Annotated in this window: 35 protein-coding genes and 3 pseudogenes; 22 read left to right on the top strand and 16 right to left on the bottom strand. The window is 62.3% G+C overall.

Annotated features, from left to right (window positions below; genetic code table 11):
* The first annotated feature begins 35 nt into the window (after window positions 1-35).
* Together K8P63_RS04895 and K8P63_RS04900 are read left to right on the top strand one after the other, a co-directional pair.
* Window positions 36-581 (top strand): hypothetical protein, encoded by a 546-nt coding sequence (locus K8P63_RS04895; RefSeq protein WP_223798729.1) that lies wholly within the window; start codon window positions 36-38, stop codon window positions 579-581.
* Window positions 582-614: 33 nt separating this feature from the next.
* Window positions 615-872, top strand: coding sequence for a GIY-YIG nuclease family protein (locus K8P63_RS04900; RefSeq protein ID WP_223799738.1), 258 nt, complete (start codon window positions 615-617; stop codon window positions 870-872).
* Here K8P63_RS04900 and K8P63_RS04905 read toward each other — a convergent pair.
* The 6 genes from K8P63_RS04905 to K8P63_RS04930 all read right to left on the bottom strand — a co-directional run bounded on the left by K8P63_RS04905 (window position 859) and on the right by K8P63_RS04930 (window position 3035).
* Window positions 859-1176 (bottom strand): hypothetical protein, encoded by a 318-nt coding sequence (locus tag K8P63_RS04905; protein WP_223798730.1) that lies wholly within the window; start codon window positions 1174-1176, stop codon window positions 859-861. The genes K8P63_RS04900 and K8P63_RS04905 overlap by 14 nt on opposite strands.
* Before the next feature lie 72 nt (window positions 1177-1248).
* Complete coding sequence (locus tag K8P63_RS04910; RefSeq protein WP_223798731.1) at window positions 1249-1710, bottom strand: hypothetical protein; 462 nt, start codon at window positions 1708-1710, stop codon at window positions 1249-1251.
* Entirely contained in the window at window positions 1691-2113 is a 423-nt protein-coding gene (locus K8P63_RS04915) for a DNA-methyltransferase (RefSeq protein ID WP_223799739.1), read from the bottom strand. Before K8P63_RS04915 ends, K8P63_RS04910 begins: the two co-directional genes overlap by 20 nt.
* A complete protein-coding gene (locus tag K8P63_RS04920) occupies window positions 2013-2372 on the bottom strand; it encodes a hypothetical protein (protein ID WP_223799934.1) in 360 nt (119 codons plus the stop codon). The genes K8P63_RS04915 and K8P63_RS04920 overlap by 101 nt, the downstream gene beginning before the upstream one ends.
* A complete protein-coding gene (locus K8P63_RS04925; protein WP_223798732.1) occupies window positions 2354-2662 on the bottom strand; it encodes a hypothetical protein in 309 nt (102 codons plus the stop codon). The genes K8P63_RS04920 and K8P63_RS04925 overlap by 19 nt, the downstream gene beginning before the upstream one ends.
* Before the next feature lie 169 nt (window positions 2663-2831).
* Window positions 2832-3035, bottom strand: a complete 204-nt coding sequence (locus tag K8P63_RS04930; protein ID WP_223798733.1) for a ParB/Srx family N-terminal domain-containing protein — start codon at window positions 3033-3035, stop codon at window positions 2832-2834.
* Window positions 3036-3642: 607 nt separating this feature from the next.
* Between K8P63_RS04930 and K8P63_RS04935 the strand changes: the two genes are divergently transcribed.
* The 4 genes from K8P63_RS04935 (at window position 3643) to K8P63_RS04950 (ending at window position 6296) form a co-directional block, all read left to right on the top strand.
* Window positions 3643-3879 (top strand): hypothetical protein, encoded by a 237-nt coding sequence (locus K8P63_RS04935; RefSeq protein ID WP_223798734.1) that lies wholly within the window; start codon window positions 3643-3645, stop codon window positions 3877-3879.
* 46 nt (window positions 3880-3925) lie between these two features.
* Window positions 3926-5227: a hypothetical protein gene (locus tag K8P63_RS04940; RefSeq protein ID WP_223798735.1), complete on the top strand. Its 1302-nt coding sequence runs from the start codon at window positions 3926-3928 to the stop codon at window positions 5225-5227.
* 248 nt (window positions 5228-5475) lie between these two features.
* Window positions 5476-5787: a hypothetical protein gene (locus tag K8P63_RS04945; protein ID WP_223798736.1), complete on the top strand. Its 312-nt coding sequence runs from the start codon at window positions 5476-5478 to the stop codon at window positions 5785-5787.
* 137 nt (window positions 5788-5924) lie between these two features.
* Window positions 5925-6296, top strand: coding sequence for a hypothetical protein (locus K8P63_RS04950; RefSeq protein ID WP_223798737.1), 372 nt, complete (start codon window positions 5925-5927; stop codon window positions 6294-6296).
* A gap of 344 nt (window positions 6297-6640) precedes the next feature.
* Here K8P63_RS04950 and K8P63_RS04955 read toward each other — a convergent pair whose 3' ends face one another.
* Window positions 6641-6787, bottom strand: a complete 147-nt coding sequence (locus K8P63_RS04955) for a hypothetical protein (protein WP_223798738.1) — start codon at window positions 6785-6787, stop codon at window positions 6641-6643.
* Between K8P63_RS04955 and K8P63_RS04960 the strand changes: the two genes are divergently transcribed.
* From K8P63_RS04960 to K8P63_RS04970, 3 genes are all read left to right on the top strand, one after another.
* Window positions 6741-7232, top strand: a complete 492-nt coding sequence (locus K8P63_RS04960) for a glycoside hydrolase family 19 protein (protein ID WP_263282714.1) — start codon at window positions 6741-6743, stop codon at window positions 7230-7232. The two genes, K8P63_RS04955 and K8P63_RS04960, sit on opposite strands and share 47 nt — an antisense overlap.
* A 140-nt stretch (window positions 7233-7372) precedes the next feature.
* Window positions 7373-7768 carry a Pam3-gp28 family putative phage holin gene (locus K8P63_RS04965; RefSeq protein WP_223798739.1) on the top strand — a complete coding sequence of 132 codons (396 nt, stop codon included), beginning with the start codon at window positions 7373-7375 and terminating at the stop codon, window positions 7766-7768.
* A 19-nt stretch (window positions 7769-7787) separates the two neighbouring features.
* Window positions 7788-8156: a hypothetical protein gene (locus K8P63_RS04970; RefSeq protein ID WP_223798740.1), complete on the top strand. Its 369-nt coding sequence runs from the start codon at window positions 7788-7790 to the stop codon at window positions 8154-8156.
* A 497-nt stretch (window positions 8157-8653) separates the two neighbouring features.
* Here K8P63_RS04970 and K8P63_RS04975 read toward each other — a convergent pair whose 3' ends face one another.
* From K8P63_RS04975 to K8P63_RS04985, 3 genes are all read right to left on the bottom strand, one after another.
* On the bottom strand, window positions 8654-8929 hold the full coding sequence (locus K8P63_RS04975) for a DUF6894 family protein (RefSeq protein WP_223798741.1): 276 nt from the start codon (window positions 8927-8929) through the stop codon (window positions 8654-8656).
* A 132-nt stretch (window positions 8930-9061) separates the two neighbouring features.
* A complete protein-coding gene (locus K8P63_RS04980) occupies window positions 9062-9775 on the bottom strand; it encodes a Crp/Fnr family transcriptional regulator (RefSeq protein ID WP_223798742.1) in 714 nt (237 codons plus the stop codon).
* Between the two features lie 748 nt (window positions 9776-10523).
* Window positions 10524-10670: a hypothetical protein gene (locus tag K8P63_RS04985; RefSeq protein WP_223798743.1), complete on the bottom strand. Its 147-nt coding sequence runs from the start codon at window positions 10668-10670 to the stop codon at window positions 10524-10526.
* Between the two features lie 500 nt (window positions 10671-11170).
* Between K8P63_RS04985 and K8P63_RS04990 the strand changes: the two genes are divergently transcribed.
* The 4 genes and pseudogenes from K8P63_RS04990 (at window position 11171) to K8P63_RS05005 (ending at window position 12897) form a co-directional block, all read left to right on the top strand.
* Window positions 11171-11443: a hypothetical protein gene (locus tag K8P63_RS04990; RefSeq protein ID WP_223798744.1), complete on the top strand. Its 273-nt coding sequence runs from the start codon at window positions 11171-11173 to the stop codon at window positions 11441-11443.
* Between the two features lie 824 nt (window positions 11444-12267).
* Complete coding sequence (locus K8P63_RS04995) at window positions 12268-12540, top strand: hypothetical protein (protein ID WP_223798745.1); 273 nt, start codon at window positions 12268-12270, stop codon at window positions 12538-12540.
* A gap of 37 nt (window positions 12541-12577) precedes the next feature.
* Window positions 12578-12625 (top strand): annotated as a pseudogene (locus K8P63_RS20945) (hypothetical protein); the annotation flags it as partial.
* 65 nt (window positions 12626-12690) lie between these two features.
* The gene (locus K8P63_RS05005) at window positions 12691-12897 is read left to right on the top strand and encodes a sigma factor-like helix-turn-helix DNA-binding protein (protein ID WP_223798746.1); all 207 of its coding nucleotides are present in this window, start codon (window positions 12691-12693) and stop codon (window positions 12895-12897) included.
* A gap of 266 nt (window positions 12898-13163) precedes the next feature.
* Here the strand turns inward: K8P63_RS05005 and K8P63_RS05010 are convergent, their stop codons facing one another.
* Together K8P63_RS05010 and K8P63_RS05015 are read right to left on the bottom strand one after the other, a co-directional pair.
* Window positions 13164-13313 (bottom strand): hypothetical protein, encoded by a 150-nt coding sequence (locus K8P63_RS05010; protein WP_223798747.1) that lies wholly within the window; start codon window positions 13311-13313, stop codon window positions 13164-13166.
* Window positions 13314-13465: 152 nt separating this feature from the next.
* Window positions 13466-13705 carry a hypothetical protein gene (locus tag K8P63_RS05015; RefSeq protein WP_223798748.1) on the bottom strand — a complete coding sequence of 80 codons (240 nt, stop codon included), beginning with the start codon at window positions 13703-13705 and terminating at the stop codon, window positions 13466-13468.
* Between the two features lie 68 nt (window positions 13706-13773).
* On the opposite strand from K8P63_RS05015, the gene K8P63_RS05020 reads away from it, so the two are divergent.
* A complete protein-coding gene (locus K8P63_RS05020; RefSeq protein WP_223798749.1) occupies window positions 13774-14139 on the top strand; it encodes a nuclear transport factor 2 family protein in 366 nt (121 codons plus the stop codon).
* A 287-nt stretch (window positions 14140-14426) separates the two neighbouring features.
* On the opposite strand, the pseudogene K8P63_RS05025 reads toward K8P63_RS05020, so the two are convergent.
* Window positions 14427-14975: pseudogene (locus K8P63_RS05025) on the bottom strand (IS3 family transposase); the annotation flags it as partial.
* A 223-nt stretch (window positions 14976-15198) separates the two neighbouring features.
* Here K8P63_RS05025 and K8P63_RS05030 point away from each other — a divergent pair.
* Both K8P63_RS05030 and K8P63_RS20950 read left to right on the top strand, forming a co-directional pair.
* A complete protein-coding gene (locus K8P63_RS05030) occupies window positions 15199-15369 on the top strand; it encodes a hypothetical protein (RefSeq protein WP_223798750.1) in 171 nt (56 codons plus the stop codon).
* A 43-nt stretch (window positions 15370-15412) separates the two neighbouring features.
* Complete coding sequence (locus K8P63_RS20950; RefSeq protein WP_398288461.1) at window positions 15413-15583, top strand: DUF6771 family protein; 171 nt, start codon at window positions 15413-15415, stop codon at window positions 15581-15583.
* A 1873-nt stretch (window positions 15584-17456) separates the two neighbouring features.
* Here the strand turns inward: K8P63_RS20950 and K8P63_RS05035 are convergent.
* On the bottom strand, window positions 17457-18368 hold the full coding sequence (locus tag K8P63_RS05035) for a glycoside hydrolase family protein (protein WP_223798751.1): 912 nt from the start codon (window positions 18366-18368) through the stop codon (window positions 17457-17459).
* A gap of 3 nt (window positions 18369-18371) precedes the next feature.
* A pseudogene (locus K8P63_RS05040) lies at window positions 18372-18737 on the bottom strand (SDR family oxidoreductase); the annotation flags it as partial.
* A 534-nt stretch (window positions 18738-19271) separates the two neighbouring features.
* Between K8P63_RS05040 and K8P63_RS05045 the strand changes: the two are divergent.
* The 5 genes from K8P63_RS05045 (at window position 19272) to K8P63_RS05065 (ending at window position 23139) form a co-directional block, all read left to right on the top strand.
* Window positions 19272-19541 carry a DUF1801 domain-containing protein gene (locus K8P63_RS05045; protein WP_223798753.1) on the top strand — a complete coding sequence of 90 codons (270 nt, stop codon included), beginning with the start codon at window positions 19272-19274 and terminating at the stop codon, window positions 19539-19541.
* A 57-nt stretch (window positions 19542-19598) separates the two neighbouring features.
* Window positions 19599-19913: a DUF1428 domain-containing protein gene (locus tag K8P63_RS05050; RefSeq protein WP_263282688.1), complete on the top strand. Its 315-nt coding sequence runs from the start codon at window positions 19599-19601 to the stop codon at window positions 19911-19913.
* A gap of 71 nt (window positions 19914-19984) precedes the next feature.
* A complete protein-coding gene (locus K8P63_RS05055) occupies window positions 19985-20593 on the top strand; it encodes a class I SAM-dependent DNA methyltransferase (RefSeq protein WP_223798755.1) in 609 nt (202 codons plus the stop codon).
* 394 nt (window positions 20594-20987) lie between these two features.
* Entirely contained in the window at window positions 20988-21260 is a 273-nt protein-coding gene (locus K8P63_RS05060; RefSeq protein ID WP_223798756.1) for an FAD/NAD(P)-binding protein, read from the top strand.
* 121 nt (window positions 21261-21381) lie between these two features.
* Entirely contained in the window at window positions 21382-23139 is a 1758-nt protein-coding gene (locus tag K8P63_RS05065) for a DUF1543 domain-containing protein (protein ID WP_223798757.1), read from the top strand.
* Between the two features lie 60 nt (window positions 23140-23199).
* On the opposite strand, the gene K8P63_RS05070 is transcribed toward K8P63_RS05065, so the two are convergent.
* A complete protein-coding gene (locus K8P63_RS05070; RefSeq protein ID WP_223798758.1) occupies window positions 23200-23379 on the bottom strand; it encodes a hypothetical protein in 180 nt (59 codons plus the stop codon).
* A 214-nt stretch (window positions 23380-23593) separates the two neighbouring features.
* Here K8P63_RS05070 and K8P63_RS05075 point away from each other — a divergent pair, with 214 nt between their 5' ends.
* On the top strand, window positions 23594-24916 hold the full coding sequence (locus K8P63_RS05075) for an ABC1 kinase family protein (RefSeq protein WP_223798759.1): 1323 nt from the start codon (window positions 23594-23596) through the stop codon (window positions 24914-24916).
* Window positions 24917-24984: the final 68 nt, after the last annotated feature.

Consider the following 24984-nt stretch of genomic DNA (forward strand, 5'->3'; position numbering starts at 1 on the left):
AGCGTCAGTGTCTCTGATAGTCGATAGAGGTGCAGATGCCATTCCAGTTCAACATGCTGCTCGAAGAGGCCGGTATCGATCCCGCAGCGGTCCGCCTGCTGCGCCATCAGCCGGCCGTCGCTGGACGATCGCTGCTGGATATCTGGCGGGCCGATCGCGCGACGTTCGAAGCTTATCAGGCGCTGCAGGCGGTCGCACAGCGCGCCAGCTTCGCCCGGCCTTGCTGGGCCAGCTTCATCGGCACTTGGGACGGCCGGACGCTGTTCGTCGGCCTGTACGAAGCCGGATCGCCAATGCCGATCCTAGAGGGGTTTACCGCGCCGATTTCAGCCGTCCAGCATGATGCCGGCACCTACGATCGCTATCTGACACAGCGAAGCGATCACCTGATCCTCTATGCCGGTAAAGTATATGTCGAGTGGGGCGGGGGCGCATCCGGCAAGCGGGCCTGGGCCCAGCGGGCCGATGCGCAGAACAAGCCGATCACCGAGCTACATCTCGATGCGCCCGACCGGCCGTTCCCCGGCTTGATGGCGCTGGCAGTGCCGCTATCGTCGCTGGCCGACGCGCCATCGGGCTAAATCGGGCCGCTCGATCGGGCGCGGGGCATCTATCTGCTCACCTGCCCCCGCGACGGCAGCCTCTATGTCGGCTCAGCGACCTCGCCAGGCGGCTTTTGGGCGCGCTGGGCGGAATATCGTGCTAACGGCCATGGCGGCAACGTCGCGCTGCGCGACCGCCCTCCGTCCGATTTCATCGTATCGGTGCTGGAGGTGGCCGGGTCGACCGCAACCGTCGACGACATTCTTGCCAGCGAAGCGCTGTGGAAGCGCAAGCTGCAATCGCGCGAGTTGGGGCTCAACCGCAACTGAGGCAGATCGCGCTACGCGTGACCTTATTCCTTGGGCGTCTGATCGCCCTCCAGCAGGTGAGCGTTTTTGACAAGCCGTCGCTTCCGCCGCCGCGGCCATGCCGCCGGATATTCGAACCAAATTTGATCGACGATCCCGCCTCCCAAATGGGTGGCCGCTCGGGACGGTGGCGTTCAGGCAGGCCTTCCCATGCGCGAAGATAGCCATCGAACAGCAGCATATAGGCCATTTGCCGCGGCACGTCGTCGTGATCGCGCTCGATCTCGCCGCGCAAACGCATGATTTTCGCCTTGATCGCTTCCATATCCTGCAGGTCTTTGCGCCACTGGCGCTGTTCGAGCGTGGTGGCTGGCCCGAAGAATCGGACCTGCCGTTTCTAAAAATCGACTTCGATGTCGGCTGGGTGTGGAAGCAGGCGTTCGTCCAAATACTGCCGTTCTTCCGGCGTTGCCATATCCAGCCGGTGCTCGGTAGCCTGAACATATTCCTCCCAGGCGAGCAAATTGGCCTCTTCGGCCGCCCGCTTTTTCTGCTGGATTGTGTCGAGACGCGTCAGATATGCCTTCTGGGCGTTCGTACCCCCCAACACCGCCGTCTTGATCTGCGAGCGCGACACCGCTCGGCTTGTTTCCATAACTTCGCCGGACTTGGTCGTCATCAACCTCTCGGCCTCTTCGAGGGCCACCCGTTCGTTGTCGGTCAAGCCCAGTGGCGTTTTGGGCTTATTCTTGCTGCCGCGCTTGCGGCCTCGTTGGCGGTGCGAATTGTTCGGAAACTGGTGTTCGGCAGGCGGTTTGCCATATCCTGCCGCAGCAGGTTCAGGAAGTTTGCTGCTCATCGGGAGCACGTTCGGTAGACAATGTGTCCTCTGCTCTTTGCGCAGTCGCGTCTTCAAAGCTACTATTATCTAGTTTACTTTTGACTATCCTGCCGGTGTATTGCTGATAACGTGTGATGATTGTGTCGCAGTAGATGGGGTCGTACTCTATCAGTCGCGCCGATCGGCCGCATTGTTCCGCGGCGATGAGTGTGCTGCCCGACCCGCCGAACATGTCCAGCACGATATCCCCGCGGCGCGACCAGTCGCGGATGGCGTCGGCCACCAGAGCAACCGGCTTCACCGTGGGATGCATCTCCAGTTCAGCGTCGCGACTGCCGCCGATCGCGTTCGCGCCAGCATAATCCCAGACGTTGGTGCGGTACCGTCCCGTCGCCGAGCCCGAAGCTGTTGACGTTGGGATCGGTGCCCACCTTGTAGACAAACACGAGCTCATGCTTCGAGCGATAGAACGAACCCATGCCGGCGTTGGTCTTGTTCCAGACGCATAGAGTCTTCAGTTCGTCGAAGACGGCTGATCCTGCTTCCATCAACTCGCTCATATGTCGCCAGTCCATGCAGACGAACGCGATCGTACCATCGCGGCAACGCCGCGCGCCTTCGCCAAGCGTCGCCTTCAGGAAAGACGTGAACTCGCTCTGGTTCATCTTGCCAGCGGCCATCGCGAACTCGCGATGTTGACCTTGCCGAGCCCGCTGACGTTCCCGGCAATCTTCACATTGTAAGGCGGGTCGGTGAAGACGAGGTCGACGCGTTCGTTGCCCAGCAGCAGATCAAAGTGCGACGCTTCACGGGAATCACCACAGACGAGCACATGACGGCCGAGCAACCAGACATCGCCATGCCGCGACGTGGCACGAAGCGGCGGTTCGGGTGTTTGATCTTCAGGACCGGTCGTGGTTGCCGGATCAGCGTCTGCGGCCTCGTCGAGAGCGAAGTCGATCTGGGCCAAAGAGAAGCCGGTCAGCTCGACATCGAAGCCCAGGTCGATCAGATCCTGTAGCTCGGTGGCCAGGATCTCGCGATCCCATCCGCATTGAACGCCAGCTTATTATCGGCCAACACATAGGCCTTCACCTCGTCGGGCGACAGGTGGCCGAGCGAGAGCGTCGGTACCTCGGTCAGGCCCAGCTCCTTGCCGCCATGACACGACCGTGGCCGGCAACGATCGTGCCGTCTCCCGCGAGCAGGATGGGGTTGGTAAAGCCGAAGCGCCGGATGCTGGCGGCGATCTGCTTGACCTGCTTTTTGGAATGGGTGCGGGCATTGCCCGCATAGGGGCGCAGGGTCGCGACCGCCTTCATCTCAATCTGCGGATGGTTCACCAAGCGCTCTTTCAACGTCCGGGCGAACTTCAAGGGGGAGGGCGGGGGCGTCGACACCGCTAGCCGGATCTAGAATCAGAAATGGTACGGCTAATCAATTATGGCTCGGTCTGGCATTTAATCCAATGCCACAATGCGGCCGTCATTCGGCCTAACCCATTGCTGTGGTTAGATTAAGCGCTGCCTTAGCCGCAAAATGCAGCTCAAAACGCGCAATTTTCCCTCCAGATTGACGAATCTGCAGGGAAATTCGAGCCGCATTGCGGGCCTAGCAGGGCAGACCGGTTCGCTTGGGACTGCCAACGCCACCACCCAGTCTGCCAGTTGTCACGATTTCCCCGTCTGTCACGTCGGCCGCAAATTCTCCCCGCATTTCCGGGGCTTTGCACGAGTGCGTTTTGAGGCTGCAGGCCCAGAGACGTCTCCGCCGACCTTTCCCGTCGCCAAATGCGCCTCGGTCTCCGACCCTAGATTTCTCACCTGACTTTTCTGGCGATGCTAAACGAGCAGGGGCCGCGATCGACATCACCACCGGCTATCCATCCTGAGGAGCATCATCATGGTCGACTAGAACAGCACGCTTGCCGAAGTCGTAGCGGCCGAGCTCGTGGCCGCACGCGCCATCCTCGAGGCTGCGACGACGTATCAGTTGGCGCTTGCCGCTGCCGTGGCGGATCTGGACCTGCCCGCCAGCTACATCTCGCAGCCGAAGGCGATCGCCGCCGGCCTGATCGCCAACCTGAGCTACGCGATCACCACCCAGCTGCCGCAGGTCATCAAGGAGCTGTCGCCGCCCGACGACGCCACCGGGGGCGCGCCGGCCGGCACCATCATCGCATATTGATCCACCCGCCGGCGCGCCGGCACTTCTTCTTCCGAAAAGATAAACGATGCGCTCCACGAGCCACGCCGCTCGGCGGTATTCCTATGGCCAATCGCCTTTGATAGTGCCCCCGCCGTTTTTCGACGAGGCTTACAAAGCCGCCGGCGCTTGGGACGATATCAACGCCAAGATCTCTCCCGCAGCAGGCAACGCCCTGCTCAACGCGCTCGAGGTGGAAAGTCCGTTCAACATGGCGCGGGTTGCTTACTTCAACCCCGACGCCACTACCGCGGCCACGATCGAAAGCTGGGATATCGGCGTCGCATCGACCATTCTGGCCGCCCAGCCGATCCCCGCGTTGATGGTTCCCCTCACCGTCGGAGTGGTCTCCGCGTCGGCCGGGGCGCCGTTTACGCTGCCAGCGGCACAGGCTGCCGCAACGGGGCAGGTCTCGGCAAACCGCATCCCAACCTGGCTGTTCAGCGATTGGGTTGCCTTGCGGTCGATCGCACGCAGCGATGGCGGGACGCGGCCCGTGGCCGTCGTGCGCTCGCGTTCTTCTGGGCTTCTGCCGTTTACGACAACGACTGGCTCTTGGACGACCGGCTATGCTGGAGCCGGTGGATGGCTGAGCATCTCCGGAGGGCGTGAATATCGCACATGGTGGGGCTCGGGAGCCTCGGCGCCCACTGGCTATGCCAACGGCAGCACGGCGAACACGCCTGTCACCCAGAACCAGTGCATCCTACTCCAGACCCGCACGACCGCGCAGACTCTCACGATCGTCGAGACTGGTGACAGCAAGAACCGCGGCTACACCACGAACACCGGCTTCGACAGCATGGCGCGCAATGCCCAGCGGCTGAACCCGTATGCTTTCAAGACCGGCGTTGCGAACTGCGGTAACGCCGGCGCCATCACCTCGACGATCCAGGTCGTCGCGAAAAAGATGATCGACTTCTTCGCCGGCCCTAACGTGGCGGTCATCATCCCGGCCTATTCGCAGAACGACAACTCGAACACCGCGGCCGCCGACCTTACGGCAGAGTTCGCTCGCTGCCTCGACATATGCGCCTATGCCGTCAGCAAGGGTTGCATCCCGATCATCGACTGCGGCACGCCGTGGGCATCGCCGGACGCGTCGTCGGATGTCGCGCTGGCTAATCTGCGCAATAACATCGTGCCCGTGAGTGGATATCGCTTCTTCAAAGCCTTTGATGCGCTGGGTGATGGCGCGAACACGCAGCGATTGCAGGTTCAGTATCAGGGCGACGGCAATCACCCGAACGATGCCGGCCAAGCGATCAAGGCTCAGATCGTGCTGCCGATCCTGCGCGACATCGCCCTTAGCCTCGGCATGACCGCCTGACGAAATGGAGCGCGCCGCGACAACGCATGAACGGCGACGCGCTCCACCTGGCTTGACCGTCTTGGGGGGACTGGTCGACTCCCGTTCCAGCCCGAACTGGTTAGCCAAAGCTTACGGACAAACGGAATGGAGCGCGCCGAGATTGGCGCCACCAGCGCGCTCCACCCCGCTCATTATTGCCAGCGAACGGGTGCCGGCACCCCTTTTTCGACCTCGCTCGCCGCGCCTTTAGCCGGCTGGAGACGCTCATGAACCTGCTCGACGCGCTCTCGATGCTGAGCGACGCTGTCTGCATCGGCTTCGCCGTCTGGACCTTTCCCTCTCTCTGGCGCGTGATCACCGGCCGCCGCACCCAGTATAGCGACCCGCTGAAGGTGCTCGCGCTGCTGCTGATTTCCAGCCACTACAGCTTTACGATCGTACGCTGGGCGTTCGGCGCGCACCGCGATCTCATCAATCATGCCGAGAAGATCGGCCGCGAAGCCGCCTACGTCTGGTCGATGCTGACCATTGGCGGCGCCGTGATAGTGATCCGCGGCTATAAGGCGATGGGTCGGTAAACGCCGACACGGTCCAAGCTGTCAGCGCGGCGCTTACCGCAGGAAAGCCGATCGCCACCCATGCCGAAGGCTGGACGTGGACCAGCATCGGCATCTGGTTCTTCGGAGCAATCGGAACCCCGTCGCTGATCCTCGGCATGCTGAAGCTCATCCCGGTCATGAGAAAGCTCGCCAACGAGCGCGAGAAAACGATCGACGACGAACGTCGCGGTGACATGGCCGAGATGCCGAAGGAGATCGCCGACCTCAAGGCCGAGATCGCAACCATGCGCGCTAGCCACGATGCAGAGATCGGGATCATGCGCCACCGGGCCAACAATGCCACGATGTGCATCGACGCCCTGCTGATGCTGTTGAAAGCTGCGCCCGATAAGGTGGCCGACCACATCGAGACGATCGCCGCTATGCGCGAGCGGCACCGCCAGGAAGAAGCAGTCGAGAAGGGCACCGCGGCCGGCGCGAAGATCATCGCGGCGGGGAACGGTCAGCCGGCAGCCGCCACTTCCTAGCTCGATGTAATTCGGCCGCAGACGCTACGTTGCATCAAACTCCCCCGAGGTGAGCAACGGAGCGCCACAACAGCCGACCAATCCCAGCTGCCGGACGGGCTGGCTAGCACACATAGATCAGCTTGAGCAACGACCCGCTGACCTTGGGGGGATGAGGCCAGCGGGGCGGCTAAGGCAAGCATACAGGGAAGATGCTGGCCTCGCGACCAATAACATGCAGCTTTGACTTGGAGTTCCAAATGATCGACTGGAAGGGCGTCGCCCAGCGAGCGCTTTCGCGCCGGCTATTACGCGGGCGCGATCGACGGCGACGATGGCCCGAAGACCTATACGGCGCTGTTCGCCTATGCTGCCCAGCGGCCGCCCGACATCACCATCGCCGCGATCGGCGCGGCGGCGGCGAAGTGGATCAAGGGCGATGCGATCGCGCAGACGCCGGCGCGGCTGGCCGAGTTCGTCGCGCAGACCTGCAACGAGACCGGGGGGTTCACGCGGTTCGAGGAGGATCTGCGCTACTCGGCCGCGACCATGCTGGCGCAGTGGCCCAAGCACTTCACCGCTGCGCAGGCGGTGGCATGCGTCGGCCGACCAGTCGACATCGCCTGTCGCGCCTATGGCGGCCGCATGGGCAACGCAGCGCCGCCGGCGAAGGACGGGTGGCTCTATCGCGGTCGGGGCATGCTCCAGCTGACCGGCAAGGCTGCCTATGCGCAATTCGGCCAGTTGGTCGGGCTCGACCTTGTCGCCAATCCTGATTTGGCCGCCGATCCAGCCGACAGCCTCGTCATCGCGCGCGAGTTCTGGCGGGCGGCTGGGGTCAACGCCGCGGTCGATACCGGCAACTTCACCAAGGCCCGTCAGCTCACCAAGGGCGGGACGATCGGGCTCGCCAATGTGGCCGCGATCCGCGCGCGGCTGCTGCGCGTCCTCACCTAAAAAAAGGCCAGCGCAAACGCTGGCCTAAATAGGGGATGAGATGCCTGAAAGGCACCCCTTTTGTGCGCCGCATCAATCGCTTCTGCAACTGCGAAAACCGAAATCGCCAACGCGACTTAGTTCGCAATGGGAGACCCAACATGTCCGACCTTCCCGCGCCGGCCGCCACTGCCGTGCATGCCCTGCTCGCATCATTCGTCCGTCACGCCCTCGTCGCCGCCGGCTCCGCGCTGGTGACGCGCGGGATCGTCGATCAAGGCGCGGTCGACGGCTTCATCGGCACCATGGTCGAGACGATCGTCGGCACGCTGATGGTCGCCGGCGCCACCGGCTGGGCGCAGGCGCGCGCCTTCCTCTCCCACACCCGCCTGGCCGCCGCATGGGCGGCGCTCAACGGCGAGCCCGCGCCGGTCGCTATCGTGGGACCAGTGACGGTTGATCGCTTCATCACCGATCAGGGCGTCGACCTGACGACCGCGCTCCCTCTTTCCACCGCTGCCGCCGGTCAGGCCGTCAGCGCTGGCCCCGTCGCCTGACCTTCAATCGGAGAACACCATGTCCAAGCTCTTCGTCGGCTTCCTCAGTTCCGCGCAGCTGACCGCGCACCACGCCGCCGGCCACGCGGTCGAGCAGTTCGCCCTGTCCGAGACGCAGAAGGTCGTCGCCACCCTCAAGACGACCTCGATCGGCGCGACCGTCACCGCCGACATCACGGCGCTGAAGGACTCGACGCTGACCGGCGCGGAGAAGTACGAGCAGGTGGTGGCGAACACCGCGCCGCTCGTCCTGTCCTATGTCACAGGTGGCGGGCTCGCCTCCCTGGCCTCGGACGCGGCCGACGTCGCGCGCGAGCTGGTGCAGTCGCTCTACAATGACGTGGCGTCGGCGCTGAAGCCTGCCGCTGCGCCGGCGGCCGCGGCCTGACCCATGCGGCGGAGGGGCTTATTGCTCCTCCGCCAGCGCGGCGTCGATCGACCGGTGCCACATGTCTTGCTGCGACCATGGGATATCGGCGCAGGATCATCTCGATGGTCGGCTCGCGCATTGCAGCGATGATGACCCGTGCGACATCCTGATAAGACCGCCAGGCATCATCTTGAAGCCGCCCGCTTTGACTTGCGAGGACCCGCGCCACCCGCTCGATCATGGTCGGTCCGGTCATAGTCTCTCTTGCGACAGCGCGGTTGTGACGACGGTCAATATGGCCCGCGTCCATCCCATAAGGAAAGGGTGATGTCCCGCTCTCCCCCCCCGTTCGTTCTGCCCGTGCATGATTCCGCAACCGGCGCTTCGAGCCAACTGCGCGATCCCCATTTCCTCCATGTCCGAGTCAATTTCGAGAAAACTCGATCGGGAATAGGCTTCGGGAAAGCGGCTCTTTTACCGGTTACGACAGCGCCGTCACGCCCCCGCTTTCCCGTTCAACTTCCTGTTAAGGAAGGCAGGCGACTTTCGATAAGCGGCATGAGAGCCGAAACCGACATGCTCACGACCGATCGGAGCAACGGCGTACCGTCCGCCTGTTCGACCCTGACCTCGATCGCGGCGGTCGCTTTGCCTTTGTGTATCTCATCGATCGCCATCGCGGCTGCACTTTGAATGGCTTCGGTGAGCGCATCTTCAGGCCGGTCGTATTCGCTTCCGCCATCCCGCGAGCGGAATTCGGAATTGATGGCGTGAATGTAAAGCGTGGGCATAGCGCAGGCCTCGTCGGAGGCGCAGACGCTTCGGCCCACAGCCGTCGGCGCCTCTCAAGCTACAACCGACGATGATCCTGATATGCTTGAAGTTCGCCCAGGGGACAATGTCGAAAGTTAAGGTTGCCAGCCTTATTTGAGGCGCTTGTGCAGGTAATTGGCATCGAAGCCAGATATGTACGTCAGGGCAGCCGGGTCCTTGATGTGCAACATGCCCCGGCTCAGTTCGATCGCGCCGGAACGCCGCAATTCCTGAAGGATGCGGTTGATGTGGACCGAGGTCATGCCGAGCGCGTCGGCGAGCACCGCCTGCGGAAGCGGCAGCTCCATAGTAGAGCCGTCGCTCAGGCCGATCCGGACGGCACGTAGGAACAGCTCTAGGATAAGGTGGGCGACCCGTTCAATGCTGGAGCGACGACCTAGGCTGACGATCCAGGCACGTAACGTACCCTCATCGACGAGCTGCGCGATGTACATGGCAGTCGCGATGCGAGGATGTGACGCCAGCATCTCGTCCATCGCCGTGCGGCCAATCGTCGCGACAGAGGCCCTAGTGACAGTTTGGATGCTGTGATCCATCTCGGCGAGCATACCGATGTGCAGGTCGCACGCGTCGCCCGGCATGAGGAATGCCATGATCTGGCGGGTTCCGCTGGGCAGAACCTTGTAGCGGAAGGCCCAGCCTTCCAGCACGACCAGCACCGGGCCTGGTGGGTCCCCCTCACGGATTAGATCCTTTCGCGCTCCGTACGCTTTTGGGTGCGCGGTGACGCGCTCCAACGCGCGCAGTTCAGAGTTATCGAAGTCCGCAAATCCGCGGAGCTTTTCAATGAAGCGGTTCCCCATAGAGGTAGCCTACTGACGAGCTATGTTAATTGATATTGCCAGGTAACATTGCATTTAATCAATAAGATACCGATCGTCACGGCCGTATCGTTGCCATATCATGCGGCCTTTCCAGCAACGACAAGCTGTGATTTGTGGCACACGGCACACCAACGGAAACGCTTCGGGTAACGGCGCAGGCGTTGAGAGACTGGCTGGCACGGCTCGATCAGGAGCGTGTCGGCCAACTGGCCGCTTGCTACATCGATCAAGCCGCCCACCTTTTGGATGACGAGGCGAGGACGCGCATAGCCGATAAGCCGGGCAACGCTCGCGATCCAGGCAGGCGCGCGGCTCCGGGAGACGACGACAGTAACCTGCGATAACATAGCGGGTTATAGAGGCGACCGTAGCATCTGCTACCTTGAGGCGTCGCCGCGAGCGTGCAGGCAGCGACAACGCTCCGCACCGGAGCGGCGTACTTCCTGACGGGCTCATACCGGGGATGCTGCGATGACACTGGATAATGACGAGACTTACTATCAGCGCCGGGCCGAACAGGAGCTCTCCATCGCGAGCGCGACCGCTGATTCGCCGATCAAGGATCCACCTCGACCTTGCGTCACGCTACGCGACGCTGCGCGAGCTCGCTGTTCGGGACGGCTCACAAACGAGCCGACCATGATCGCGCCGATGCTGCGCACGGCAAGGTAGGCGCGGCAATCTACCGGGCGGTGCTGCCAATCCAGATCGAGGAGGTGCCGGTGACCTACACGATCGGCACGGCGTCGGGCAGCGGCAAGCGCACGTGCATCCTGACAGACAGCGAGTCGCGCGCCACGACGCAGGCGACCACTGCCGGGAAGGTCAAGGAGCCGGTGCTGCTGCTCACCTCGATCGCGCGAGCCGCTGGCATGACCAGCGATGGCTATGCCCTCACGGTGCGCGATGCGCAGCTCAGCAAGGACGAAGCGGTCACCACCGCCTCGACCGCCGCCGTCCTCGCCCCCAAGCAATGCTGTTCACGGTGCTGTCGAGCCCGCTGTTCCAGGTGGAGCGCTAAGCGCTCTGTGGCGTCTCGTCTTATGCTGTCAGATAAGAGTTGTGCGCCGCGACAGGATGTCCGACGCCGGTTGACCGAACGCTGTGATCATGGCCGCGTCTCATGCTCCCGCTTCTGTCCGGTTCGATTCACATTGGCTTTACCCGTCGCACCATGTCTACGCGGGGCGACGGCCCAAGCCGGATGTTGAGAACCTGTCGTTGGACGAGCACATTCGCCTTTACCGTTGCCAGCTGGACATGGCATGCCACCCGGACTGAGCACGAGCTGCTTTTCGGCGACGCCAGTGTGGGCGAGCGCTCTTTGTGCCCATCGCGGCGGCCCAATCGGGCAGCGTCTCAAGCGCCAGACTAATGGCGCCCCCTTTCCCGCTCGAGCGTTTTGGCCGGATGTCCGAGAACCGCCCCACCACCGACGAGCTGCGCGCGCTGATCGTGGAGATCCTGCAAGGTGCGACTGATGACGACCGATGGGACAGACTGGTCGGACCGGTACTGCTCGTACCTATCTGGCTCCATATTAAGTCGAACTGGGATATCGACCTCTTTGGAGAGACGGCCGACAGGCGCGCGATGGTCAAAGCGGTCGAGATCGTGCGCGGTCTGTACCCTCACGCTCGGCCGTAGAGACGGCCTCATGCGCCTTTTCTTCTGGCAAGACTTAGTATTCACCTTCGCGCTTTTGCTAATTATGGCCGCGACGATGGCGATTATAGGTGCCCACCCGGGGGGCTTTGCGTTCTCAGAATAGAAGGCTTTCATTAACCTTCAGGCCACGCGCGGAGGCTTTATTCCGCCATCTCCCAGAAATTGTTAACGATGATCCCGAATAGTCGCGCACGACCTCGGAGAGCTCAAAGATTGAGCATTTCGCTCGTCCAGCGTTTCTGTGACCCACGAGCCAGCCGTAATGTTCGTCGCGTCCGCCTACCGACCGGCCGCAACGTCGGGAGCGAAACGCTTTCCTGCGGCATTTATCGACGGAGCGGGGTATAGTATCATGCGGAATGATATCTTGGGACGAACGCGAGTGCCCATACGATTGCCAGACGCGGAACGGATACGCTGGTTGATTGCAGAGTGCGCTGCGCAGCATTCCGACCAAGAAACTGAGCATTTTTTGGAGCATATTTTGCAAATTGAATTGATTAGCGCTGGTGCGCGTGACGAATTCAGTTGGCGCCTTGCTAGTTGCAGTGGGACATTTTTTGAAATTGAAGCGCTGCAACAGGCGGCCAGCCTCGTGCACAAGCGGTACCCGCTGATATACGGTTGAGTAACCGTGTACCTTTCCCGCATGCGGTAGGCAAATCGCACGGTGTCGGCACGAGCATCAGCGCGTTTTGCAGAATAGCCTATCTGCCGCCGGCCAGAGTGATCGGGTTTCCCAAAAGCGGTTGCAAAGAAAACCAATCGCTTTTGGATTGCCAGGCTGCTCGACGCTGGTCATCGTGAGCGACATCGAAGACGAGGTGATCGACATGAGCGAGGCGCCCGACTGGTTTGAACTCGTTAAAATTGTCCAACCGAGTTCGTTCGATGGCAGGATCGGCTGGAACGAGATCAGTGAGGCAATGGCCTTGGTTGACGCGGTCGCTGAAGTTTTGTGTTCGCCCCCCGCAGCGGGCATGACGATCGTGTTCGTCGCGGTTGCCGATCGCCCTCGGCGTCTTGGCCGAAGTGCCATCAAAGCGCTCAAAGATCATCCAAGCTTTCCGGGATGAGCCATGGAGTTTATGCGTTCGACTACCTAAGTCCGACATGGCCAAGGCTAGTGCTTTTGGCGGCAAGCGCTGGCCGCCGCTGTGCCGCTTCCTCAACGCCGGACAGCTGAAGATCGACAATAACATCGCCGAAAGGCGTAGCGCAGTCTCGTGTCGATCGAGGCAGCCGATGAGGCTTCCCTTGCAGTCACGCCGGCGCAGGGGGCGCGGCTGCTTGCCGCTGATCTCCTACGTGCGCTCAACGGTCTACCCGACGATCAGCGTTCGGTGCTATTGCTCGTCTCCGTCGAGGATCTGTCCACTGCGGAGGCGGCGGTGATGAAGGTGCCGATGGGCACCGTGACGTCGTGCCTGTAACATGGGCGCGACCAGCTGGCGACAATCATGGAGGCCGGCGAGCAGCCCCGGCTAAGGAGGGCCGCGTGACCATGCCAGGCGGCGAGGACACCTGATGGCGTGGATCGAAGGACGGTTGCCGCGGGCGACGGTCACGTCGGCGAACTGGAGCGTGCCGGCAAACGGGTAGGTGCTGCCGTCGCCAAGCGGCGGTCGACCGCTACCTAGCCAGCCATCCCAAAGGCCGGGTACCTTCGCGTAAAGACCGATCAAAGGCGGCAATTCGTTCACACCTTCGCGCCAATCGCCGCCGAGCCGATACCGGCCGCCATGCGCATCAGCGCGATCTCAGCGCGGGCACGGGCTGAGGGCAGGCGGTAGTCGCGGCAGTGCTGCTCGCCATCGGCTTTGGGCGGAGGATGGGGCATTCGTGACATGCCTGCGCCGCCTCACACCGGCATTGCCGCGCTCGCACAGGGGGCGACAGAGAGCTACGGTGTAGGGTTCGGACACGCTGCGCCGCGCTGAACTCAGCGACCCCTAGCAACTCGTGCCCTGGATGTCGGCACGTCTGGGCGCTGTGGTGGTCTCAGATCTCGCGTCGGCAGGCTACCGTTTCGTCGGCGGTCAGCCGGTGACGACCGCGCATGGCCCGCCCGCCCTGTTCCTGTGCGACAGACCGCGCACCCTTCGGCTCAGTGTGATAACCCTGCCGATGGAAATCGACGAAACCGCCCGCAAGACCGCCATCGCAGAGGGGAAGTGGATCGGGCAGCTGGGCGAGGTGCAGCGTGGTCTCGTCCGGCCGCACCCGCCGCGTGCGCGTCATCGCCGATCCCATTCGCTTGCAGGTCAATCAGACGTAGCACACTACCTCAACCAACAAGGGGAACAGATATGACCGAACCAGCCGAAGTAGGGCTAATCGAGGCAAGCATCATGCGCGTCTGGAATGAGCGCGACGATGAGCGGCGGCTGATGTCGATCGAAGAGATCTACCATGCCGCCGCAACGATCTACGAACCCAACCGAGCGGTGACGGGACATCGGCAGATTTCTACGGTGGTCGCCGAGGTGCTTGCCGAGACTCCGCCGGGATTCCGGTTCGAGGTGACCGGTCCGACGCTTGGCCATCACGGCCTCGCCGTGACGCGGTGGCAGGGCGGGCCTCCGGGAGAAGTGACAATCAGCGGGGCCGACGCGGTTCGGGTTGCTGACGGCAAGATCTTCGAGCATTACTTCTTCTTTGACCCGAAGCTTTGACGCAAGCTCTTTCAAAAGCTAGTCAGGGAGCGATAAGCGTCAATCGCGGTGCCTAAGTTAATGCTGTCTGATTGATCATCCGCCGTATTCTTGACAAAAGTTGATTATTAGATGTGGCGACCATGCGACGTAACGGCGCCTCGGCATCGGGGTGGCACCTCACCGGCGGAAACTGGACCTACCGGCGAGGTGCCTCTTAACAGTGCGTCAGCGTGTAGCTCTGCAGCGTTGGCTTTTCCCCTTCTCAGCGGATCTTCCCGCCCCTAACATTCTTGCTGCGAGCCAAAGTTCAAATGTGATTTTCTCAGTGTCGAAACGACCGCCTTTGGCTCAAGATCCAGGCTCCAGCGCTGGTTCGGCAGCAGCGCTAGCGTCGGAGCGGTCGCCCGCGCGCGACCGCGCTTTCGTCCCGTCCGGCGACGCACCGTCAGACTTCCTCACGGTAGATCCGTTCGGTCTTCTTGCGGCGATCTTTGTGCCGTCCCGGCGCAGCAGGATGTGCAGCCGCCGATAGCTGAACCGGAAGGCCCCGCTGCGCCAACCACCGCAAATGCGACCGCAGGTCGCCATAATCCGACCAGCGCAAACGATACCGCGTGCTTTTGCGGTCCGCTCCGACGACAGCACACGCCCGCCGCTCGCTCATTCCGAGCGCCGTCTGGATATGCGCAACCGCTTCCCGCTCCGCAGCAGGCATCACCTGTTTTTTTGAAAGCAGGTCCTTCAGACGTGCGTTGTCGAGCATTGTGTCCGCCAGCCGCCGGTTGGGTCGAGCGTTGTTCTCCTCGAGCGCTCGCAGCGGCTTCGCGTCGGGCGTCCAGGCCGCCGACCTTAGCTCCAGGACATTGCCGATCAAATGCACGCGCGAACAGAAACGCCAAACCGGTGGATTAAGATGTTGATTGGTAGAAACATTATCGTTGAACCATCTGACGATCATCACCATATTAAGTTCACGTCCGAGGCTCGGCGTTCGATGCAGGTCTTACTTAGCATCGAGTGATTGTAAGTTTGTTGAAATGCGTCTGACATACGATACATGGGTCGGTGGAGAGGGCTATGGACGTGACGCGCGCAGACGCGATGCTCCGCGAGGTTTTGATTTTTCTTGACGAGCGTGGTCCGACGATCGCCGGCTGCTACGTTCAGATGGCTCTTGATGCCTTCGATATGGATGACCTTAACAGAGCGGGCGTTGCACCGGCACAGGGGCTGGGTCGAGACGGTTGATGATCTCTTCTAGAGCATGGATCGAATCTAACTCGCCCCCCATTTGCTACGCGCCGCAACATGGGCATCGCCCGCCGTCGCTGTAACGGATGTTCGCGTTCGTGAGTGTGCGGCCGATACCGTTGCAGCTACGATGCTGGTTAAGCTCGACGGGGACGATCAGCCTGCCGCTCGCCCAAGGGCACGATGCTCTAATTGTACGCTGACCGATTAATCGGCTAAGCCATCTCAACCCTACGGTTATGCGCGATCTATCAGTTGTTGATAAGCTGTGCCTCGTGCCCGCGTACGGTCATGATCAGCAGCATTCCGTTGTGGTGAAGTTTTAAAGGGCAGAGTAGGCGAACGCTCTCCCGAGCGCCCGAACTGCCTTGGTGATCTGCTTGCTGGAACCGGACAGCCAAAAAATTTCGTCTCCGCATCGGTATGCGCGACGTTTCGTCCACAAATGAGTTGAAGATGCGATGGCCAGCCGAGCGAGAATGAAGGCGCCTGCTCAGTCACTTAGGACGTAAGTATATGCCCATGTCGCCAGAACAGTATCGTAATGAATCGTCCTCGTTGCGGATACGGATCAATCTCATACATCATCAAATCGATCAACTATTTAAAAAATCGACCGAAGATTTTTCGAGTGATACATTTAGAGAGCTTGTTGCAAACCATCAGCGGTGCATCGGAGAGTTATCTGAGATAAACAGAAAATTCCTGTGCTAAAACAGTGAGATACGAAACTAAGTGGGAAGGCGATCCGGGGCAGCGCGGTACGCACTATGCTGCCACAGCGTACGCGTGCATTGTACATCTTGATCATGCTTATGACAGCGGCGCCTATAAAATTCGGATCACAGATAACAGTCAGCACGTGCTGGAATCGGCGATACGCGTCAAGGCCGCGAAAGGAATCCTTAATTCCATCCGAATCGCGCAGAGATCAGCTTTGCAGCGAGCACCTTTGCGCAGTCCAGTACGGCGGCGTCGCCGAGTACAACGGGGACACAAAGCGGGCCCACGATGGGTAGCGCTGGTGTGGTCGGCATGGACTCGACCGGCAGAAGATCTGACGGCATGCACGGCATTGGCGTGGGCTTTCAGAACAACGGCGGTGATAATATCAGCGGGACGGGTAGCAGTTCGAACGAGAAACTTTCCTCGTCGAGGGCGACCAAGGCCAGCCGTCGCTCAGCACGCTCGCCGCATTGCACAGACGCCATGAGCGGGACCGCGACGGACGGCTCAACTCCTCGCTAAACTCAATGTCGCCGGCCGTCCTCATGGGTATCTCTGACATCGAAGGGCTGAACCGCGACGCTCGGGTGTGAGCCATGCATCACAGCTCTGGGCCGCGAACGGGGTGGACGCTTTCGAGGGGGTGGGGTGGGCTCGCTCGAGGCCCCCAATGATGCTCGATCGCTCCAAGTGGCAGCGACGACTATGCGGAACCTTGGTGCCGCCGCGGCGCTGGTGCCATTCAGAATAGGAGCGGTCGCGTGGCTTGGTGCAAGATTGAAGACGTTCCTCCGCCGGTCGAACGCCCAATCTTGATCCGTATATGTGAGGACGATGAGGTGGTGGTCGCGTTTCTCAGCAAAGACGGCGTCTGGTACGCCGGAGGTGCACTCGTCCAAAACTCTATGACGGTGCTTGGCGCCACTCCGACTGAATGGTGCGAGCCAGATGGGCCTGATCGGCTGTAGCGTCGTGCCAGCGCAACGCCCGCAAGTGGCCGCCGCGGGCTTGCAGACACGCTCCCCCCTGGCGCCATATTGGGTGGATGGCGGTCCGTCTGCTTTGAGCGTGTGGGGGTCGTAAGCCGTCGTTGGTTCAAGATCAGGAAACGAGTAGCGAGCGGTTCCTAATCGGGCCAGTCAAGGTTCTAACGATTAATTATGAGCGCAACGTTTGTTGATACGAGGCTCGTGGAACCGTTATTCGGCGGAAATCGACGCTTCATTCCTATCCCCTCGCTGAAGTGAGCGGCGAGCAAAGCAGGTGTTCATTGGTCAATTCGTCAGGACCGCTTCACGCCGTGAAAGTCGCCATTACGGATTTGAACGCACCATTTTGCAAGCCGACATCTGCTGTCGTCAGATCCGCTTTATCAGGGCGCGGAGAAGCTGGGCGTCGGCGAGCGAATAATAAAGCCAGATCGCGCGATCGACGATCACGACCGAGGCGGCAAACGCAATGTCCGCAGCGCTGCGATCCGGACCTGGAGGTGGAGTGATCAACAGCTCGATGCAGCGATCGACTACGCTGGAATACTCGGGATCGAAGGCAATCCAGCCGATCCGCCAGCGCGCATCCTGTGTCGCTCCATTGTAGAACATCACAGGACAATCCTTGTTGTCGGTTAGGAGTGGGCCGGTGGAGAGGTGCCAGCCATCCCAACTGTCCGGGCGCGGTGCGAAGGGCTGCACCTGGTGATCCCACGGGCCGGCGACGGTCTCGCCGATCGCCAAGCCCACCAGCGAAGCTTCGGCGTGGGCGTACTCGTAGAACATGCGCCACTCGCCTGCTTTGGTGCGATCGACCGTGGCCTCCTTGATGTTGCCCTCACTGGTCGAATTGAGCATCGCGACGCCGCGCTTCTCCAGATGCGCTTGCGAGGGGCCAGTGGCATAGAGCAGATCGGCGTGTGCACGCGTCTGATCGACACCGGTATAATAGACGACGAGACTCTGATCGGGCTGGACCACCGGGGTCGGATCCTCGCAGCCGCCGATATCGTCAGGGCCGGGGCCGGGCTTGAGTACCGGATCGCCTTCGACGGCAAAGGTGAGGCCATCGTCGGAAAGCGCGTGCCAGATCGTGCCCGTATCAGCGGCAGCACCATGATCATAATCGCCGCGCGGCACGGCACGAACCAACATCGCAAACCTGCCGTCCGGGCGGCGCCAGACATAGGGGCTCATCAGATCGCGGTCGGCAACCTCGTCAGGGCCAGTGACCGAGACCGCGTCGATCTGTTCGACATTGAAATCGATACGCTTGTTCATCGCTCAAGCACCCTGCGCGACGGTAAGCGAAAGCGCGCCGTCGATCGTCACGGTGGTGCCGGTGATATAATCCGCAGCGGGCGAGAGCAGGAAGGCCACCAGCGCCGCTACTTCATCGGGCCGGCCTGCGCGACCCCAGGGGATTGCGGCCTCCTTTGCTTTCAGCTCCTTCGGATGGTCGAGCGCGGATTGGTTCATCGGCGTCAGGATCATGCCAGGAGCGACCCCGTTGACCGCGATCCCTTTGGGCGCGAGCTCCAACGCGAGAGCGGCGGTTAGTTGCGAGAGCCCAACCTTGGCGGAATCATAGTCGACCCCGCCGGGGCGGGGGGCTTTCTCGTGAATCGAAGAGATGTTGACGACGCGGCCCTTCAAGGGGGCTCGCCATGTGGATCTCAGTCGGAGCGTTGATCGCCGTGCAGCCGCAGGAAGGAAGGAACGCTCGTTCCACCCGAAATTTGATCGAGATACTCTTATTCGGCGTGGTCCTTGTGCTGATCTTACTTTTTGGGGCCGCAGCGATGCCTCTCGCTATCGGACGCCTCGTATCCTTTGGTTTGCGCAAGGCACCTTGCTGCTTACGGGTGCGTTCGCGGTGATCTGCACGGCAATCGGACTCATGCATGGTCTGAGGAGCGGAAGCGGTGCTGCACCGCGCTAGAGTGAGCGCGCGCCTCCTGCCAAATAGAGTTGCCCAGCGCTTTCAATCGTGCGGCGTCGCCATTGGCCAAAAAATTTGGCGGAACGCCTTTGGACCGGTAACCTGAGTGCATGGACGCGCTCTTCCGTTTCCCGACGGCTTCCCGGAGAGATCCCGAAGTCGAGGCTTGGTTTGCGCACGGGGACGCGTTGCGAGGCTTGGCCGTAATTTGGTTCGAGCGAATGCGCGCTTGCGGTTCTGACGTGGGCGAACTCATCCATGATGGGCGCCCGACCGCGTGCGCGGGCGATGCAGCCTTCGCGTATGTCGACGCCCACACAGAGCATGCCAACATCGGCTTCTTCTTCGGCGCCTTTCTCGACGATCCGGCTGGCCTGCTACAAGGCGCTGGCAAGCGCATGCGTCACATCAAGCTGCGGACGAGCCGGATGCCGGATGAAGCCGCGCTGAGTGAACTCATCATCGCCGCTTACCATGACATTCGCCGGCGCCTCGACGAAACGCGGCTCTGAGAAGAGGAGAAATGCATGTACGTATGCGGCCTCGTCATACCCGTTCCCGAGGGTAGCATGGACGCCTATCGTCGCTGGGCGGAGAACGGTGCGAAGTTCTTCAAGGAATATGGCTGTCTCGAGATCGTCGAATGCTGGGAGGATTTCATCCCGCATCGTGAGCAGACTGATTTTCGGAAAGCGGTCGCCGCGAGGGAGGGTGAGAGGGTCGTGTTGACCTGGCAGATCTGGACCGACAAGGCGAGCTTCCAGAACGCCGAGGAAAGGATGCATGACGATCCGAGAATGGATACGGCTGGTGATCCACCTTTCGACGCGCGGCGCTTGATCCTAGGCTGCTTCCAACCCCTCGCCACGATGGGCCGCAATTAGCTGGTCGCCCGCTTGGGCGACCTTTACTCCCGCTTCGACATCCAAACGACAATGCATTTGAGCTGGGACTTATGGCGGACAGCACGCAGCCCACCATCATCGAAGTCTATCAACGTCATGGCGAAGCGTGGGCCGAGCTACGAAATAAAGAACTCGTCGAGAGCTCGTGGCTTGACCGCTTCTCCGCTATGCTACCTGCTAGAGGAACGGTGCTTGATATCGGCTGCGGCTCCGGCTTGCCGATCGGGCGTGAGCTGATCCGGCGTGGGTTCGACCTGACAGGGGTTGATGGCACGCCAACGATGCTCTCGCTGTTTCAGCGCAACCTGCCTGGGACGCCTGCTCACCTGATCGACATGCGCGAGCTCGCCTTGGGCCGGCGGTTCTCGGGCCTGCTGGCTTGGGACAGCTTCTTTCATCTGTCGCCCGCCGATCAGCGCCTAATGTTCGAGCGGTTCCAAGCCCACGCTGAGCATGGCGCCGCCCTAATGTTCACCAGCGGCAATCAAGAGGGGATTGCGATAGGCGACTTGGAAGGCGATCCCTTGCACCACGGCAGCCTGAACTCGGATGAGTATCGAGCATTGCTTGATGCGGCTCGCTTTGATGTCGTCGCGCACGTCGTTGCAGATTTGACCTGCGGTGGTCGAACTGTCTGGCTAGCTCAACAGCGCCCTTGAGCGGCGCGGAAGCTCAGTTGCTTAGCACATCGTGCCCTTGAGCGCGATCCACCAGTCCCAGGACCGACCTTAACCGATGTCCGCTTCTGGGAGCAGCTAAGAGCTGTTGAATGTCGCATTGTGGGTCGTCTGAGCTGCCAAACGGCTAGCGACCAACTCAAGCGGTTCCACGGCGCGCGTAAATGGCCGCTCCCGCCGGAACCCGCCATTCTCTCTCGGGGGCAGCATAAACTTGTCGAGCGGGAGAAGCAAAGCTGCGCAATACCTTTCATGAAGGGGAGCCGTCGGGCTATCTCTTTCCCCGCCGGGTCGTTGTCCTGTGGCGGACTGAACCATCGCTGCGCCGTCGACGCGTCGATCGCGGCACAAACGGGCCAGCGGGCATTCCAACGACATGAAGTCCATCGCGTTCGTCGGCGCAGGCCCGACCACGATCTATACCCTCTGCGCGTTCCTGAACGAGGTGGACGTTCCGGCGGCGGTCGTCATCTACGAGGAGCAGCCACGCGCCGGCCTCGGCACACCCTACCGCCCCGGCTGGAACGACCCGGCCATGCTGTCCAACATCGCGAGCGTGGAGATCCCGCCGATCGAAGAGACCCTGATCGACTGGCTGCGGCGCCAGCCCAGGGCCCGGCTCGTCAGACTGGGCATCGACCCGACCTGATCGACGAGCACACCTTCTATCCGCGTCTAGCCCTTGGAGAATACTTCCTAGACCAGTTCCAGGCACTCATCGCGCGCGGCCGGCGCGGGGGATCGCGATCGACATCGCCACCAGCTGCCGAGTGACGGACATCATCGCCGATGGCGACGGGCTCCGCGTGCTTGTCTCACCGAAGAGGGGCAGCGCCTTCGAGCGTCGGTTCGATCAGGTCGCGCTCGCGACGGGCCATCAGTGGCCGAAGGAGCCGGAAGTGCGCCCCGGATACTTCCTCAGTCCCTGGCCGGCCGGGGCGCTGCAGCGCGTTCCGGCCACAAACGTGGGCATCCGCGGCAGCTCGCTGACGGCGATCGACGCCGCGGTGGCACTTGACGTCGCGCACGGGACTTTCATCGAGACGCAGGGTGACAAGATAGGATACCGTGCCAACGCCGGCGGCGACTTGTTGCACATGACGATAATGTCCCGCAAGGGGATGCTCCCCGAGGCGGACTTCCATCACCCGGTCCCCTGCGAGCCGCTTGCCATCTGCACCGCCGAGGCCATCGACCGCCTCATCGATACCGAATGCGATACGCTGCTCGACAGCTCCTACCGTCTCTTCAAGCGGGGGCTTGCGCACGCCGATCCGGACTACGCCGCGCGGATAGGACTCGACGGCCTCGCGCTTGAGGACTTCGCGGACCGCTACTTCGCCGAACGCGCTGACGTCGATCCGTTCGTCTGGGCCGACGCCAACCTCGCCGAGGCGCGATCGAACTATGAACTCGGCGTCACCGTTCCTTGGCGCTACGCGATCCTGCGGATGCACGAGGTTCTCGCGCGCATCGTCCCGCACCTCGACCCGGATGCGCTCGACCGCTTCGGCCGCTTCCTCAAACCCGTTTTCGTCGACGAGTATGCCACCGTGCCACATCTCTCCATCGAGCGTCTGCTCGCTCTGCATCGCGCCGGCCACCTCGACGTGTCGGCGCTCGGCGAGGACTATCGGGTCGATAGCCACGGCGCGGAGCCGGGCGCTACGGTGATCATCGACGGCGAGCGGCGGCACTTTCCCGTGTTCATCGATGCGACCGGCCAGCGCCCCCTCGCGGCGGACAGGTTCCCATTTCGTTCGCTGCTTGAGCAGGGCGTGGTCCCGGACGCCGCCGAGGACGATCCCGAGGAGCCGAAGGGGATCGCGGTCGACGAGGGCTTCCATCCGGTCTCGGACGAGCCCGCGGCAGCCAGGATCCATTGCCTCAGCATGCCATTCATCCTCGGACGGCATCCCTTCATCCAGGGGATTACGAGCTCGCACGAGATGGGCGGAATAGTCGGTTCGGACCTCGCTCGCGCAGTGGCCGAGCAGACCCCCGGCCGTGGCGCTGGAGGGTATGCGATGAAGCTGTTCGCGATCTACGTGGGCGGAGAGCACCCCGAAGCACACATCGAGATCCACGACGTGCGCTTCGTCGTCGCGGCCTCCATCCGTGATATCTACGATCAGCTCCGTGCCGAGTGGTGGGGAACGCCCGGGACCCTCCACGTCGACTGTTGGGCGGAGATCGACCACGCAGACGGCTTCGACGTGTCGCTGCGGCCGCAGCGGCCGTCGGGCAAGAAGAAGCTCTACTTCGTCAATCTCGGCGGATACGACGGACTAGGCTTCGCCGAGCAGCACAACAACATGTTCGTCGTTGCCACCCCCGTTGCCGACGCGAAGGCCCAGGCGCTGCGATCGATCGCCGGCTGGACAGACGCGCACCGCGATGACCTCTACGAAGCCGAGAAGGCGTTCGCTCTCGACACCATGATCGGCGACCGCTTCCACATCCATCTCACACCCAACGCCGAACGGCGTCCGCCGCGGTTCACCTGCAGATACACGCCGCTGAGGTGAGATCGGCCAAAACGAAAGGCGCCGCCCTTTCGGACGGCGCCTGTTCGCGGTCTCGTCGAATTACTTGGCGCCGGTGCCCGGCTCCATCGTCTTCGGCGCCTTGCCGTCCTCGACGCGTCCCTCGTTGCGCAGGTCACGACCCTCCTGGGCCTTCTGCTGGCTCTCGGGGGACTTGCCGTGCTCGTTGAACTCCTCCTTGACGTAGCCGGCGGCTTCCTTGACTTTGCCTTCGACGCTCATGTGAATCTCGTCATCTGGCGGACCGGAAGGCCGTGCTTTCCCAACCCCTTGCGCGCGACGACGTTCCGCCTGCCTTCGAGGCGCGTCGCCGCGACAATCGCGAGACCCGCAGTTCAGGATCCACTCCGGAGGGCCGCCGCGATTGGACGGCCTGCGCCGACGAGACGCGACGTGCGTTGGACGGTGCCAGCCCGGCATCGACAAGGAACAGACGATGGCAGACGACGACCGCGGGCGCGCGGTGCCGAGCGGTCGCTTTTCGCGGTTCGGCCTCTTCGGAAAGTTGGCTGGCGGTGTCGCCGGTGGCATGATCGCCGAAGGCGCGCGCAAGCTGGCCTCCGGCGATCGTCCACGGATGAGCGACCTTCTGCTGACGCCAGCCAATGCCGCCCGGGTCGCCGACCAGCTGTCCCACCTCCGCGGCGCCGCGATGAAGCTGGGGCAGATGATCTCGATGGACGCGGGAGACGTACTGCCGGCCGAGCTCACGGCCATCCTGGGACGGCTTCGGGACCATGCGCATCACATGCCGCCGCAGCAGCTCGACAAGGTCCTGATTGGCGAGTGGGGCGCGGGATGGCGACGGCGGTTCCGCCACTTTCAGGCGAACCCAATTGCCGCCGCCTCGATCGGCCAGGTCCATCGGGCAGAGCTTCCGGATGGCCGCGTGCTCGCGATCAAGGTCCAGTATCCCGGAGTCGCGTCCAGCATCGACGCCGACGTAGACAACGTCGCCACCCTGCTGCGCTTGTCGGGGCTGCTCCCCCGCGAAATCGATGTCGCGCCGCTGCTCGCCGTGGCCAAGCGGCAGCTGCACGAGGAGGCGGACTACGTGCGCGAGCTCGCCATGCTCGAGCGCTATCGCGCACTGATCGGCGACGATCCCGCCTACGTCGTGCCGACCACCGAGCCTGCGCTGAGCACTGGTTGCGTCCTGGCGATGGAGTTCATCGTTGGCGAACGCATTGACGCGCTCGAGGGGCGCGCTCAAGAGGAGCGGGACAGGGCAGCGACCGCACTTGTCGCACTGGTCCTGCGCGAGCTGTTCGCGTGGGGCTACATGCAGACCGATCCGAACTTCGCCAACTACCACTGGCAGGCGGACACCGGCCGCCTGGTGCTGCTGGACTTCGGAGCGGCACGGGAGGTGCAACCGGAAACCCGGCGCGGCTATCATCGCCTGCTCATGGCGGGACTGAGCGGCAGCCGCGACCAGGTCCGGGATGCTGCCGTCGCCGCGGGCTTCCTCGGCGCGACGGCGGTGAAGCGGCATCAGCCCGCAGTCGATCGGATGGTGGACGTCATTCTCGGCGAACTGAACCGGCCGGGCGCCTTTGACTTCGGCGACCGCTCCTTCGTCTCCGCGCTGCGCGCGGAGGCCGTCGCCATGGCGGAGGACCGCTCGACCTGGCACGTCCCGCCGGTCGACACGCTGTTCGTCCAGCGCAAGGTAAGCGGCACCGCCCTGCTGTGCGCGCGTTTGAAGGCTCGGGTTGACGTCCGAGCGATGATCGGGATCCATCGCGACGCCCTTTGAGCGGCGCATCGGCCAGATCGCCGGAACGTCCGCGCCGGCGCTTCGCTTTAATCACGCGGTCGATCGGA

The organism is Sphingomonas nostoxanthinifaciens (assembly GCF_019930585.1).
Taxonomy (GTDB): Bacteria; Pseudomonadota; Alphaproteobacteria; order Sphingomonadales; family Sphingomonadaceae; genus Sphingomonas_I; species Sphingomonas_I nostoxanthinifaciens.